The 14314-nt window shown below is 31.5% G+C and carries 10 protein-coding genes, 1 tRNA gene and 1 other RNA gene; 9 read left to right on the top strand and 3 right to left on the bottom strand.

Going from position 1 to position 14314, the window contains the following annotated elements:
• Positions 1 to 87: 87 nt before the first annotated feature.
• From AJ930_RS03810 to fumC, 3 genes are all read left to right on the top strand, one after another.
• Entirely contained in the window at positions 88 to 2436 is a 2349-nt protein-coding gene (locus AJ930_RS03810) for a nucleotidyltransferase (protein ID WP_070274861.1), read from the top strand.
• A 3-nt stretch (positions 2437 to 2439) separates the two neighbouring features.
• Positions 2440 to 4236 (top strand): glutamine--fructose-6-phosphate transaminase (isomerizing), encoded by a 1797-nt coding sequence (gene glmS, locus AJ930_RS03805; protein ID WP_070274860.1) that lies wholly within the window; start codon positions 2440 to 2442, stop codon positions 4234 to 4236.
• Positions 4237 to 4369: 133 nt separating this feature from the next.
• Positions 4370 to 5761, top strand: a complete 1392-nt coding sequence (fumC, locus tag AJ930_RS03800; RefSeq protein WP_002854099.1) for a class II fumarate hydratase — start codon at positions 4370 to 4372, stop codon at positions 5759 to 5761.
• A gap of 29 nt (positions 5762 to 5790) precedes the next feature.
• Here fumC and AJ930_RS03795 read toward each other — a convergent pair whose 3' ends face one another.
• Entirely contained in the window at positions 5791 to 6834 is a 1044-nt protein-coding gene (locus AJ930_RS03795) for an AI-2E family transporter (RefSeq protein ID WP_044780168.1), read from the bottom strand.
• Positions 6835 to 6837: 3 nt separating this feature from the next.
• On the bottom strand, positions 6838 to 7845 hold the full coding sequence (ruvB, locus tag AJ930_RS03790) for a Holliday junction branch migration DNA helicase RuvB (protein ID WP_002862037.1): 1008 nt from the start codon (positions 7843 to 7845) through the stop codon (positions 6838 to 6840).
• Between the two features lie 90 nt (positions 7846 to 7935).
• Here ruvB and AJ930_RS03785 point away from each other — a divergent pair, with 90 nt between their 5' ends.
• Positions 7936 to 8346: a hypothetical protein gene (locus AJ930_RS03785; protein WP_002783915.1), complete on the top strand. Its 411-nt coding sequence runs from the start codon at positions 7936 to 7938 to the stop codon at positions 8344 to 8346.
• Positions 8347 to 8705, top strand: a transfer-messenger RNA (tmRNA) gene (gene ssrA, locus AJ930_RS03780). It begins immediately after the preceding gene.
• Positions 8706 to 8790: 85 nt separating this feature from the next.
• Here ssrA and AJ930_RS03775 read toward each other — a convergent pair.
• Positions 8791 to 10875 carry an RNA degradosome polyphosphate kinase gene (locus tag AJ930_RS03775; RefSeq protein WP_053872787.1) on the bottom strand — a complete coding sequence of 695 codons (2085 nt, stop codon included), beginning with the start codon at positions 10873 to 10875 and terminating at the stop codon, positions 8791 to 8793.
• Between the two features lie 187 nt (positions 10876 to 11062).
• On the opposite strand from AJ930_RS03775, the gene nrfH reads away from it, so the two are divergent.
• The 4 genes from nrfH to AJ930_RS03755 all read left to right on the top strand — a co-directional run bounded on the left by nrfH (position 11063) and on the right by AJ930_RS03755 (position 14259).
• A complete protein-coding gene (gene nrfH, locus AJ930_RS03770) occupies positions 11063 to 11578 on the top strand; it encodes a cytochrome c nitrite reductase small subunit (RefSeq protein ID WP_070274859.1) in 516 nt (171 codons plus the stop codon).
• A 14-nt stretch (positions 11579 to 11592) separates the two neighbouring features.
• Entirely contained in the window at positions 11593 to 13425 is a 1833-nt protein-coding gene (locus AJ930_RS03765) for an ammonia-forming cytochrome c nitrite reductase subunit c552 (RefSeq protein ID WP_070274858.1), read from the top strand.
• A 126-nt stretch (positions 13426 to 13551) separates the two neighbouring features.
• Positions 13552 to 14106, top strand: coding sequence for a membrane protein (locus AJ930_RS03760; protein WP_002892921.1), 555 nt, complete (start codon positions 13552 to 13554; stop codon positions 14104 to 14106).
• Positions 14107 to 14169: 63 nt separating this feature from the next.
• Positions 14170 to 14259 (top strand) — tRNA-Ser (locus tag AJ930_RS03755).
• Positions 14260 to 14314: the final 55 nt, after the last annotated feature.

The following is a 14314-nucleotide window of genomic DNA, read 5'->3' as shown; positions in this document are numbered from 1 at the left end:
AAAAAGAGTTTATAGAAAAAGCCAAAATAAAAGATATTTTTGTTAAGATTATTATTAAAATATTAAAATTTAAAGAGAGTGGAAATTTTGTTAAATAAAGAATTAGAAATTTTTAAAAAAAATCTTAGTTCCTATACCCAAAGTTGTAGAAAATTTTTTCTTAAGCAAGGGGCGTTTAGCTTATATCATTCTAAAAATATGGATAATTTCATAAAAAAAGCTTATGATATAGTTCTTAAAGATTATTTTGATGATTTTTCACCTCCAAGTGATAATATCCCTTTTTGTGTTTTAGCAAGCAAAGCATATGCAAACAATAGTCTTTGTTTTAATGAAAGTATTTCTTTGATTTTTGTTTATAAAGATATTAAGGCTTTTCATTTAAAACCTATGATTAAGGCTTTTATCGAAATTTTAAATGATGTGCATTTGCAAATTAATTCGGTTGTCTTAGAATTTAATGGACTTTATAATGCTAGTAATGAGCTTAAGACTTCTATAATACAAACTCGTTTCATATGTGGTTCTAGGATTTTATTTAAAGGGATTAAGACAAAATTTGAGAGTATTTTAAAAGAAAATAAAAATGATTTTGCCAAGCTTTTGTTAGAAAATTTTAAAGAATTTGATATTCCATTTATAAAGCAAGAATTTAATATCTTAAAAGATTTTGGTGGATTAAATCATTTAAGATCCTTAGAGGGTTTGCTTGTTCTTTTTAAGACTTCTCCAAAAAATTATGCTTTAAATTTTATAGATGAAAAAAATTTAAGCGAGTTACGTTTAGCTGGAGGCTTTTTACTTTCTTTAAAATCAGCGATGAATTTATTAAGTGCTAAAGATGAGGATGAATTTTTACTTATTAATGTTCATGACTTGAGTGAATTAATGTATAAAAAAGCTAAAAAACATTTTGGAGCAAATGAGTTGTTGGTTCAAAAGGCTTTGCAAAGTATGCATACTATAGGTTTTTATACACACTTTTTAGCAAAGCAAATTCAAGATGGATTAAATCATACTCTTAAACAAGAATATAAATTTAAAACTCTTGTGGAAGTTTTAGAATACTTATTAAAACTTGAAGATAAACAGGTTATTTTCGATCTTAACTTGGTTTTTGCCCTAAGAAGATTGAAATACGGTAAAAAAGATATAGAAAAAGCTTTAATGCTTTTTGAGAAAATTTTTTATAAAAGGCATAGTTTTTGTGTTTTAAAGCTTTTGCTTGATAGTGGAATTTTAAAAGATTTATGCAAGCCTTTTTGGACAGTTCGTTTTTTAAGTGATGAAGAAGGAAATTATAGTTTTGATGAGCAAGTTTTTCTTATGTTAAGTGAATTTGAAAAATACGAAGATGAGCTTGAGATACTCCAAAAACTTAAAACCGATGAAAAAATGATTTTAAAGCTTGTGATACTTTTAAGCGCTATAGAAAGTGAAAATGAAATTTCTTTAGCAGGCATATATAGAGCGTATTGCTCTAAATTTGATTTAAAGAATGAAATTTTAGAATGGGGTCTTAAAATATTTAAAAACAATAATGCCTTAAAAGATCTTGTAGAAAAAGAAGATATATATAATCCTATTGTTGTAAGTAGCTTGGTTTCTAAACTAAAAAATTTAGAAAATTTAGAGCTTTTATACACTTTAACTTGGCTAAAGGCTAAGGCTTTAAATTACAATGCTTTTTATTTTAGGGTTCTTGATAAACTTTTAGAAAATGCAAAACAAGGTTTTGAAGATGAAAATCTACTTGAAGAAAGTGCAAGAAGAGTAAAAAAAGAATTAACACTTAAAAGAAGTAAGATTTTTTTAGAGCAAGATGAAATTTTGCAAGATAAAATCATACATATTAAATCAAATCTTTTTATTATAAAAAATACTTTTGAAGATATTGTTATGATTTCTAAATTAGCCAAAGAAAATGATTTTAAATTTTGGTTTAGTAATGAAACAAATCTTAGTTTGCAAATTGTTGCGCCACTTCATTTTAATATCGCTATTATTTTAAGTTCTTTAACAAATTTAAATCTTATTTTCATGAATTTTTTTGAACTTTTTGATGATAAAATTTATTTAAGGTTTGAATATGATAATATTATCAGTGATGAGCAAAAACTAAAACTTTGCGAGCTTTTAAATTCAAATCTTTCTGGTTTTAATTTGAAAAAAATTAAAAAGCCAGCCATTAAAAAAGATGAGTTAAAATTAGACTTAAATTATTCTAAAATGTATGCCAAATTAGGTCTTAATACTAAAGATCAGCAGGGTTTAATGGCGTATTTGATGAATGTTTTTAATGAACTTGAACTTGTTTTATGCGCAGCAAAAATTCAAACCATAAGACAAAGGACGCGCAATATTTTTATTTTTCAAAAGAATGAAAAATTAGAACATAGCGAGCAAAAGCTAGTTAATTTATTAATAAGTGAGTAAAAAATGTGTGGAATCGTAGGCTATATAGGAAATAATGAAAAAAAACAAATTATACTAAATGGACTTAAAGAATTAGAATATCGTGGCTATGATAGTGCGGGTATGGCAGTGATGCAAGAAGGCGAACTTAGTTTTTTTAAAGCTGTAGGAAAACTTGAAAATTTGGCGAATAAATGCATGGATTTTGAAAGTCAAGGTTATGGTTTTGCTATAGGTCATACAAGATGGGCAACTCATGGTAAGCCTACTGAAATCAACGCACATCCTCATTTAGGACAGTATTCTTGCGTGATTCACAATGGTATTATAGAAAATTATAAAGAAATCAAAGATAAACTTGAAAAAGAAGGCGTGAGTTTTTTAAGCCAAACAGATACTGAAGTTATTGTCCAGCTTTTTGAATTTTATGCAAGAAATTTGGGAGTTTTTGAAGCTTGGCAAAAAACCATCAAAGAACTTCGCGGTGCTTTTGCTACTTTGTTAGTAACAAAAAAAGATCCCCATCATGTGTATTTTGCAAAAAATGCTGCTCCTTTGATTATCGGTAAAAATGCAAATAAAGAATGGTATTTTTCTTCAGGTGATGCACCTTTGATAGGAAGTTGTGATGAGGTAATGTATCTTGAAGATTTAAGCTTGGGATACGCGAGTAAAGATGAGCTTGTCGTTTATGAAAATGATGTTTTAAAATCACTTTGTTTTTCTAAGCTTTCAGGCGATAAGGCTTATGCAAAAAAAGACGGCTTTCGCTTTTTTATGGAAAAAGAAATTTATGAACAAAGTCGCGTGATGAGTGAAGTTTTAATGGGACGTATTCAAGGCGATGAAGTCGTTTTTGATGAGCTAAACAATGAAGATTTAAGTCAAGTAGATGAAATCACGCTTTGTGCTTGTGGAACAAGCTATCATGCTGCAATGGCAAGTGCTTATTTGTTTGAAAGAATTGCTAAAGTTAAAGCTAAAGTAGAAATTGCAAGTGAATTTCGCTACCGTGAAGCAATTATAAAAAAAGATTCTTTATTTATCGTTATTTCTCAAAGTGGAGAAACAGCAGACACTTTAGAGGCTTTAAAGATTGCAAAAGAGCAGGGTGCTAAGACTTTTGCAATTTGTAATGTGGATAATTCTAATATAGTGCGTTTAGCACATCTAAGCCTTTTAACTCGTGCGGGCATAGAAAAAGGAGTTGCTTCAACTAAAGCTTTTGCCACTCAGGTTTTAACACTTTGGATGCTTGCTATTTTTATGGCACAAAAAAGAAATTTAAATGTTTCTGCTGAAATTAAAGCGCTTTTACATACTCCAAATTGTGTGAGTGTAAAACAGGCTTTACATGAAAAAATTCATCGTTTATCCAAGCGTTATTTAGATGGACATGGCTTTTTCTTTATAGGTAGAGATGTGTTTTATCCTTTGGCCTTAGAAGGAGCTTTAAAACTTAAAGAATTATCTTATCTTCACGCTGAGGGTTATCCTGCAGGAGAGATGAAACATGGCCCTATTGCTCTGGCTGATTCTAAACTTTATACTATAGCTTTAATGCCAAAGCATATGCTTTATGAAAAAACAAAATCAAATGTTGAAGAGCTTATTGCTAGGGATTCTACAGTGCTTAGCATTTCGCCTTTAGAATTTGATTTGAGTGATGATTTTATAAAAACCAATGAGCAAGATCATTATATGTGTGAATTTTTTGAAATGATGGTAATTACTCAACTTTTAGCAATGGAAATTTCTATAAGACTTGGTAATGATGTGGATATGCCAAGAAATTTGGCTAAAAGCGTAACAGTGGAATAATCCGTGCAGTTTAAAGAAACTGCACATAACTTTCAAATACTTCAAAAATTATAAATAAATTTTAAATTATAAGCTAATTTTATGCTTATTTTTGCTTAAATAATTCTAACAATATTTCTAGAAAGGAAACACTATGGAATACAGAGTTGAACATGATACCATGGGTGAAGTTAAGGTCCCAAATGACAAATATTGGGGAGCTCAAACTGAAAGAAGTTTTGAAAATTTCAAAATCGGTTGTGAGAAAATGCCAAAGGTTTTAATCTATGCTTTTGCAAATCTTAAAAAATCTTTAGCTTTAGTCAATAACAAACTTGGCAAACTTGATGATGCTAAAAAAAATGCTATAGTTCAAGCTTGTGATGAGATTATCGCAGGTAAATTTGATGATAATTTTCCACTTGCGATTTGGCAAACAGGTTCAGGTACGCAAAGCAATATGAATATGAATGAAGTTATTGCAAATCGTGCCACTGAAATCATGGGCGGAGATTTTCGAAAAGAAAAGCTTGTACATCCAAATGATCATGTTAATATGAGTCAAAGTTCAAATGATACTTTTCCAACTGCTATGAGTATTGTTGCGGTTGAGCAAGTAGAGAAAAAGCTCATCCCTGCGCTTGATGAGCTTATTGCAACTTTTGAAAAAAAAGTAAAAGAATTTGATGGTATTATCAAGATAGGACGCACGCATTTACAAGATGCTACGCCACTTACTCTAGCACAAGAATTTAGTGGATATCTTTCTATGCTTTTGCATTCAAAAGAGCAAATCATCGCTTCTTTACCAACTTTAAGAGAACTTGCCATAGGAGGAACCGCAGTAGGAACAGGGCTTAATGCGCATCCAGAATTAAGCCAAAAAGTAAGTGAAGAACTAACTCAACTTATAGGTACGAAATTTGTTTCAAGTCCAAATAAATTTCATGCTTTAACAAGTCATGATGCGATCAATTTCACTCATGGAGCAATGAAGGGTTTGGCTGCAAATTTAATGAAAATTGCAAATGATATAAGATGGTTAGCTTCAGGCCCAAGATGCGGTCTTGGTGAGCTTATCATCCCTGAAAATGAGCCAGGAAGTTCGATTATGCCAGGTAAGGTAAATCCTACCCAGTGCGAAGCTGTTACTATGGTTGCTGTACAAGTGATGGGAAATGATGCAGCTATTGGATTTGCAGCAAGTCAAGGAAATTTTGAGCTTAATGTGTTTAAGCCTGTGATTATTTATAATTTCTTGCAAAGTCTTGATTTGTTGGCTGATTCTATGCATTCATTCAATATCCATTGTGCTGTAGGCATAGAACCAAATCGTGCAAAAATCGATCATAATCTTCATAATTCTTTAATGCTAGTTACCGCTCTAAATCCACATATAGGTTATGAAAACGCTGCTAAAGTAGCCAAAAATGCCCATAAAAAAGGTATTTCTTTAAAAGAAAGTGCAATGGAGCTTGGTTTGGTTAGCGAAGAAGATTTCAATAAATTTGTTGATCCTACTAAAATGATAGGTCCAAAAGCCTAGAACATAAAACTTGCCTTTTTTAAGGCAAGTTAAATTAAATTCTTATCTTTTAAAATCACATACATTCTTAAAGTTGATACAAAAAAGGTTAAAATCGCAGGACCTAGTATAATACCCCAAAAACCAAAGGTAGAAATTCCTGCTATCATAGCCAAGAAAATTAAAAGTTCGTTGATTTTGGTTGGAGTTTTTACAAGTTTTTTGTTGATCCATTTGATGATTAAAGGTTTGATTAAAGTATCTGCTATAAAAGAAATTACAATTACAGAATAAATAAAAATAACAAGAGCTGAGTTAAGATTGTTTGAGGCAAATTCATAAAGACTTACAGGCACATAAATTAAAGCTCCTCCTATAGCAGGTATGAGAGAACTTACAGCAAAAATTACTCCCATTAAAATTCCATCATAACCATAAAACATTGTGATTAAACCAAAAAGTGCACCTTGAAATATCGCTACAATCACCATAGAGTAAAGCACAACAGCCATAACATTACCCACTTCGCTTAAAACATCATCGAGTTCTTTTTTATCAATAGGAATGATGGATTTAAGATAGATAACAAGTTCTGTTCCATATAGATTTGCAAAGAAATAAAACACGCAAATTAAAACCATATCTATAAGGAATTTAGCTCCTGATTTTGTAAAACTTGAAGCATAACTTAGGATTTGTTTGGAAATGCTATTTAAATCTATAGAAGCTAAAAATTCTTTGATTTTAGGTTCTAAAAAATTAAAGCTTTCAGGCAAGGTAAATTGATAGTTTTTGACATAATCAAGTGTTTGTGTGACTAAATTGATATCAAAATTCTTTAAAGCTTTGGCAAGTTCTATCATGGCATAAACAAAAGGTGCAAAGAAAAGCAAAACCATGCAAGCTGTTGTAAGAATGGAAGCTAAAAATTTATGTCCTTTAGTAAGATTTAAAAATTTCGCATTGATGTTTGAGGTAGCTACCGCCATTAAACTAGCTATGATAATCACAAGTAAAAAACCTTTAAAAAGATAAAGCAAAAGAAATAAAATAACTAAAATAAAGCTTATAAGAAAGATTTTTCCATTTTGCAAAATTTACTCCTCAAATAAAGTTTTTTCATAGTTTAATTTTAAAGCACTATAGCTTTTTGTGCTAGCTATACGTCCTTTTGCAGTGCGTTCTATATAGCCATTAGCAAGCAAATAAGGCTCAATTACATCTTCTATGGTATTTTCATCTTCGCTTAAAGCCGCAGCAATACTTGCAAGCCCGATAGGTTTTTGCTTAGCAGCGGTTAAAAGTTCAAGATATCTTAAATCCATCGCATCAAAACCAAGCTCATTCACTCCTAAAGAATTTAAGGCTTCATTAGCTCTTTTTTCTGTGATAATCTCTTCATCATTAACATCAGCAAAATCTCTTACCCTTTTTAAAAGCCTTAGAGCTATTCTAGGGGTTGAACGACTTCTTTTAGCGATCTCAAGTGCGGCTTTTTCTTCGCAAGTTTTATTAAGTTTTAAAGCTGCTTTTTGCAAGATGAGAGCAAGTTCGCTATCTTTGTAAAATTCTAATCTAAATTGCATACCAAAACGATCTCGCAAAGGATTACTAAGCATACCTGCACGCGTTGTAGCTCCTATAAGAGTAAATTTTGGCAAATCGATTTTTATGGTTTGGGCGGCTGGACCACTACCTATGATAATATCAAGGCGGTAATCCTCCATTGCAGGGTAAAGCACTTCTTCGATAGCAGGGCTTAAGCGATGAATTTCATCAATAAAAAGTATATCTCCTTCGCTAAGATTAGTTAAAATAGCGGCTAAATCCCCGCTTTTTTCTATCATAGGAGCGGCGGTTGTTTTGATATTTGCACCCATTTCATAGGAGATGATATTAGCTAGTGTTGTTTTTCCAAGTCCTGCAGGACCGCTAAAAAGTATATGATCTAAACATTCATTGCGTTTTTTAGCTGCAGCTATAAAGACATTTAAATTTTTTTTAATGCTTTCTTGACCTATATAACCATCAAAATTTGAAGGACGCAATGAAGTTTCGTAAGTTTCATCAAAGGAGTATTTTTCTATTTCTACTATTCTATCCATATCTTTGCTTATATTTTGGAAAAATTAAAATAAGATTTTAGCTAAAATTTGCTAGAATTTACATTAAACTTTAATGATTATGGTTTAAAAATGGGAATTTTAACAAAATTAGAATTAGATTATGAAATTGACGATATAGAAAAATTTTTACAATTTTTTAGAACCATGTGCGATAGGTTTGAACCTTTAATCATCAAGCTTGGAAGCGATAGTGTGCGTTATAAAGAAGCTATAAAAGAGCTTGAAACTTTAGCACACAATACCGCTTGGGCAGCAAGACGTTTAAATCTTGAAGAAGTGACTGATTTTTGTGTATTTTGTGAAGAGATGATGGCGCAAGCAAATCGCTTTAACGGACCTGCTAGTGATGAATTTACGGATTGGATGCTTTTGATGAGCGATCAGTTTGAAAAATATTGTCGTTCATATGAAAATGATGATTCTGTTTTAGCGGTTTTTAATCCTTTAATTGTTAATGTTCCAAATATTATTTCTAAATAAGGGAGCGACTTGGCTTCGACAGGAGTAAGTCTGCTTAGATGGCATGTCGCTTTGGGTAAAGCGTAAAAAGCCCAAATAAAATTAAACGCAAACAACGTTAAATTCGCTCCTGCTTACGCTAAAGCTGCGTAAGTTCAGTTGAGCCTGAAATTTAAGTCATACTATCTAGCTTAATTTTCGGTCATTTTTGATAGTGTAGCCTTGCGTTTGACAAGCGTTGAGGTGAAATAAAGTCTTAGCCTTGCTTTTGAGTTTTGGAAGATGAGCGAAGTAGGGTGAAGTAGTCATCTTTGCTAAGCATGTAGAGATCTTTGTGGGATTATTTTTGGACAGGGGTTCGATTCCCCTCGCTTCCACCAGTTTTAAAATTAATATTTATTGAAATTTGAAGATTAATAAAAATTCATAGTTTAAAGTTTTTAAGGTATAAAACCCTAAAAACTTTTAGTTTTCTTTGAAAAGTTTGGAAGCTAAGTGCGTTGCACGACTTTGATCTGTATCTTTTTTAAGTGTTTTATAAATTTTACTTACATATTCTTCTAAGGTTTGTTGAGAATCTATGGTTTTTTCAGAAGAAGGAATTTTTTCATATTCTCCATTGTTTTTAAGCTCATAAGCTAAAACATTATCGCTAAGCTGTAAGCGTAAAAATTGAGCTAATTTAGCTTTGCTTCTTTCATCATATATAGGAGTCATAAGTTCTAAGCGACGCTCTAAATTTCTTGGCATCCAATCTGCACTCGATATAAAATAATTTGGCTCACTATGTTTAAAATAAAATACTCTAGCATGTTCTAAGTATTTTCCTATGATGCTTCTAACGCGTATGTTTTTGCTGTATTCTTCATCAGGTTTTAAGCAACAAATTCCGCGTATGATAAGATCGATTTGCACTCCTTCCATACTTGCTTCATAAAGAGCTTGTATGATATCACTATCTACAAGAGAGTTCATTTTAGCTACAATCACACCTTCATTTTTCTTGCTTGTTTCAATGCGTATCATTTCTAAAACTTTTTCTTTGATTTGATTTGGACTCATTGAAAGAGTTTGAAGACGACGGTTTTTACTAAAGCCTGATAAGATATGAAAAAATTTTGTCGTATCTCTTGCAAATTCTACTTTGCTTGTAAAATAACTCACATCAGTATAGATTTTAGCACTGCTTGCATTGTAATTTCCTGTGCTTAAATGCATATAAAATTTAAGCTTATCCCCTTGTTTGCGTATGACTTGAGAAACCTTAGCGTGGACTTTAAAACCTGTAATGCCATAAATAACATGAGCTCCGGCATTTTCTAAAGCTTTCGCCCAATGAAGATTATTTTCTTCATCAAAACGTGCTTTTAATTCTACCATCACAGTTACTTGTTTTCCATCGCTTGCAGCATCAATTAAAGCTTGAACTATATTGGAATTTTTTTCAACTCTATAAAGTGTCATTCTTATGGAAATTACTTCAGGATCTTTGCTTGCTTCTTTGATAAATTTATAAACTGGATCAAAACTTTCAAAAGGTTGTATGATGAGTATATCTTCTTTTTCTACAGCATCAAAAATAGATAAATTCTCATCAAAAGGTGGTAAAGTTTTAGGCGTGTAAAGTGGGCTTAAAAGATGTGTAAAGGTTTTATTTCCTGCGATTTGCCAAAGGCTAGGGAGATTGAGTAAAATAGAATATTCATAAACATCTTTATGAAAAATTTTCATGTGAGTATTAAGAAATTCTACGATTTGCTCATCTGCATCTTTTTGAATTTGCAATCTTACAAAAGCTCCTTTTCTGCGAAGCTTCAAGCCTTGCTCTAAAATCATCATAAAATCATCAGCTTCTTCCTCTTCTATTACTATATCTGCATTTCTAGTCACTCTAAATGCTGCTGAAGCTAAGAGTTTATAGCCTGGAAAAATTTCTTCTGCGTGTTGATGGACTATACTTTCTATAGGAACATAAATATTTGCACTTACTTCATAAAAACGAGGTAAAACTCTTGGAATTCTAATCATTCCAAATTTTACAAGTTCAGGATGTGCTTTATCACAAATTTTAACCGCTAGTGAAAAAGATAAGTTGTTTAAATGCGGAAAAGGGTGAGTCGCATCAACAGCTATTGGAACAATAACAGGAAAAATATTAGAGAAAAAATACTCATCACATTTTTGTTTTAAATTTTCATCTAAATTCTCATAATGCTTTATGAAAAGATTTTCTTTTTCTAATTCACTTGTGATTTCATTAAAATAATGCTCCAAAAGCTCTTTTTCTTGGTGTAAATATTTGCGTATGGCTTTTAATTGTTGTAAAGGGGTCATTTCATCGCTACTGCTTGCATTAACTCCAGCTGAAAAAAGTTGTTTTAAGCCTGCAACGCGTATCATATAAAATTCATCTAAATTAGTGCAATATATAGCTATAAATTTTAATTTTTCTAATAAGGGTAAATTTTTAGAACATTGGTCTAAAACACGAGAATTAAAGCGAAGCCAAGAAAGTTCGCGATTGATAAACATATCAGGACTTATTTGCATTAATTTTTCCTTTTTTTGTTATATTTTATCATTTATTTTAAAATTATTGAATAAAAGTTTCAAATTTTTTAGGTTAATTAAGAGTAAATATATCTTTAAAATTATATTAAATTCATCTATGTTAAAATTACAAAATTTATTTCTGGGAAATTCTGTGACATTATTGTTCTATTGAAGATTTTAAGAAATGATAATTTTAAGGAGGAAAATTTTGAAGAAAACTTCGAATCTTTTTACTATTTTTCTTGTTTTGCTTTTTGTTTTCTTTGCGGTTGGGTTTTATACTTTTTATAACGCTAAGGGCACATCTTATTTAAGCAATGCAAGCGAATCTTGTAATAACTGCCATATTATGAATGAAGTTTATAATGAATACATGGCAGGGCCGCACTCTCAAAAAGTCAAAGGCGAACCTAGGGCAACTTGCGTGGATTGCCATTTGCCACATAATTTTGTAGCTAAATGGATAGCTAAAGCTCAAAGTGGTTTAGGGCATGCTTATGCTTTTACTTTTAAACTTGATGAGTTGCCTACAAATTTGAGTGCGACTGAAAAAAGCAGAAAAATAGTGCAAGAAAACTGCATACGCTGTCATGCAGATTTTGCTCAAACAGCTATCAATGCTACAACAAATCCACATGCAGACAAGTCATTAAATTGTGCTTCTTGTCATAAAGATGTTGGACATAAACACGGAATTTAATAAGGAGAAGATGAATGAAAAAAAATATTTTACGCTTGGGTATTGTTGTTTTGGTTTTACTTATAGCGGGAGTTTTATGGCTAAATAATGATATCAATCAAAAAAAAGAAGATGAAGCAAATAAAAATGCTATTGCAGCAAATGCTGATTTTTCTTTGCTTAGCGATGATGATCCAAATTTTGAAAAATGGGGTAAGGTTTTCCCAGAGCAACTAAAAATGTATTTAACAGTTGAAAAAGAAGAGCCTAAGGCTACTGAGTTTGGTGGTAATTTAGCTTATTCAAAATTGATTCGCTTTCCTCAATTAACCATACTTTGGGCAGGATATCCTTTTAGCCTTGATTTCAATGAAGAAAGAGGGCATTTTTGGGTTCAAGTAGATCAAATGAAAACAGCAAGAAACAACAAAGATTTTCTTAATGCTCACGGCCTTGCTGCTTTTAAAGGCCAGCCCGCAGCTTGTATGAATTGTCATAGTGGATGGACTCCATGGCTTATAAAAAATGTTGCTAAAGGGGATTTTACTGCTTTTAACTCTACAAATTATTGGACCATGATTAAAAATATCCCAGCCGTTGATGGTATAGTGGAAAATTCACCTGAACATGCAGGTCCACATGGTGGTAAAAGAATGGGTGTAACTTGTGCAGATTGTCACAATCCAAATGATATGAGTTTAAGACTTACTCGTCCAGCAGCTATTAATGCTTTAGTTTCTAGGGGATATGAAAAAGATCCAGTACAAGGCGTAAAAGCTACAAGAGAAGAAATGAGAACTTTAGTTTGCTCTCAATGCCATGTTGAATACTATTTTAAACCAACAGGGGAAAAAGTAAAAGTAATGGGTGAAACTATTGTAGATGATAGTTCTAAAAAATGGTGGAATGGAACTCAGAAAAATTATGATGAGTATGAGTTTTGGAGAGATGGAAATAAAGCTAAAGAGATTGAAACCGATGGTATAGTTTTAACTTTTCCTTGGAGTGAGTGGAAAAAAGGACAACCATTTAGAATTGAAATGCTAGATGATTATTATGATAAAGTTCGTGGAGTATTTGGAGCTGATTTTACTCATAAATTAACAGGGGCACAAATTATTAAAATTCAACACCCAGAAAGTGAACTTTATAGTGGCGGTGTGCATGCTGCAAATGGAGTAAGTTGCGTGGATTGTCATATGCCTTATGTTAGAGAAGGGGCTAAAAAGGTTACTCAACACAATATCACTTCTCCTTTAAGAGATATTAACTCTGCTTGCAAATCTTGTCATAAACAAAGCGAAGATTATTTAAAAGCTCAAGTACTTGACATACAAAATAGCGTTGCACATGATCAAAGAACTGCAGAGTACGCAATTGTTAGTTTGATTATGGATACTAAAAAACTACGCGATGAGCTAGGCAATATGGAAAAATTCCAAAGCGATGGAAAAGCTGATGCGAAAAAAATTAGCGAAGAGCTAAAAGAAGTTTTAGAACTTCATCGTAAAGCTCAAATGAGAGCGGATTTTGTTAATGCTGAAAACTCAACTGGTTTTCATAATCCTCGCGAAGCTTCAAGAATGTTATTGCAAGCTGTTGATATGGCAAGAATGGGACAAACTAAACTTGTAGAAATTGCAGCGGTAAATGGAATTAAAGATTTTAAAACTTCAAATTTAGGTTTTGAAGATATTCAAAAATTTAATCTAGGAGAGCTTTATTATAAAGTAGATGTTAATGGTCATAAAGCTGGAGAGCGTTACTATGCAGATGAAAAAGATGTTAATGGCAATCCTCCAAAAGAACTTTTAGAGCATGATAAAGAGCTTGTTCCTTATAATTATCAAGTGATTGATAAAAAATAATTCTTAAGCCCTATAATCATAAGGGCTTTTTCTTTTCATTGTTTTAAAAAATATAAACTTTTTATTTAAAATTCACTTTATTTTGTCAAAATATCACAAATTTTAATAATAAAAAAAGGACTTAAAATGATTAATAAAAATAAATTGTTTAGACAGGTTCATATCTATCTTAGTTTGTTCTTCTTGCCTTGTGCTTTGCTTTTTGCTTTAACGGGTATAGCGTATATTTTTGGTATTAATCAAGATGTGGGTTTGAAAGTTGAGCAGTATCAATTGTCAAAAGTTATAGAAAGTGGTAAAGAAAGAGAAGCTTTAATAGAGTACTTAAAAACAAATGGTTTAAAAGTGCCATCTAATACAGATATCATTAAAAGTAAAGATAAAGGCATAACAATAGGCGGAACTCATTATAGTGCTAATATAACTCAAAATTCTACTAATGAATACAACATTACCTTAAAAACAAGATCTTTACTTGGAGATATGATTATGCTTCATAAAGATAAGGGCGCTTGGTATTTTTCTGTGCTTAGCGTAGGCTTTGGTATTACTTTATTTATGCTTTATATTTCAGGGCTTATGATTACTTTGTTTGCAAATAAAAAAGATAGAAGTAAACAATTTGCAGTTCTTGGAGTAGGGGTTGTTGTAACTTTGCTTTTGGCTTATCTTAGCCTTTGATTTTTCCTAGCTTTTTAAGCTAGGTATTATTTATTTTTTTGTATAATCACACTTTACTTTATTGGACAGATGGGTGAGCGGCTGAAACCACACCCCTGCTAAGGGTGCAGATCTTAACGGGTCTCGAGGGTTCAAATCCCTCTCTGTCCGCCACTAAAACTTTCTTGAAAATTCCAAATATTTTATTAGGTATTAAAGCAAGAGACTA

Source organism: Campylobacter sp. BCW_6871, from assembly GCF_001762325.1.
Taxonomy (GTDB): domain Bacteria; phylum Campylobacterota; class Campylobacteria; order Campylobacterales; family Campylobacteraceae; genus Campylobacter_D; species Campylobacter_D jejuni.
This window is presented reverse-complemented; position numbering and strand designations above follow the sequence as displayed.

What these genes read in the sequence shown, in the direction of transcription:
- glmS (WP_070274860.1), top strand. Translation starts at nt 2,440, where the DNA reads ATGTGTGGAATCGTAGGCTATATAGGAAATAATGAAAAAAAACAAATT.
- fumC (WP_002854099.1), top strand. Translation starts at nt 4,370, where the DNA reads ATGGAATACAGAGTTGAACATGATACCATGGGTGAAGTTAAGGTCCCA.
- ruvB (WP_002862037.1), bottom strand. Translation starts at nt 7,845, where the DNA reads ATGGATAGAATAGTAGAAATAGAAAAATACTCCTTTGATGAAACTTAC.
- AJ930_RS03785 (WP_002783915.1), top strand. Translation starts at nt 7,936, where the DNA reads ATGGGAATTTTAACAAAATTAGAATTAGATTATGAAATTGACGATATA.
- AJ930_RS03775 (WP_053872787.1), bottom strand. Translation starts at nt 10,875, where the DNA reads ATGCAAATAAGTCCTGATATGTTTATCAATCGCGAACTTTCTTGGCTT.
- nrfH (WP_070274859.1), top strand. Translation starts at nt 11,063, where the DNA reads ATGATAATTTTAAGGAGGAAAATTTTGAAGAAAACTTCGAATCTTTTT.
- AJ930_RS03765 (WP_070274858.1), top strand. Translation starts at nt 11,593, where the DNA reads ATGAAAAAAAATATTTTACGCTTGGGTATTGTTGTTTTGGTTTTACTT.
- AJ930_RS03760 (WP_002892921.1), top strand. Translation starts at nt 13,552, where the DNA reads ATGATTAATAAAAATAAATTGTTTAGACAGGTTCATATCTATCTTAGT.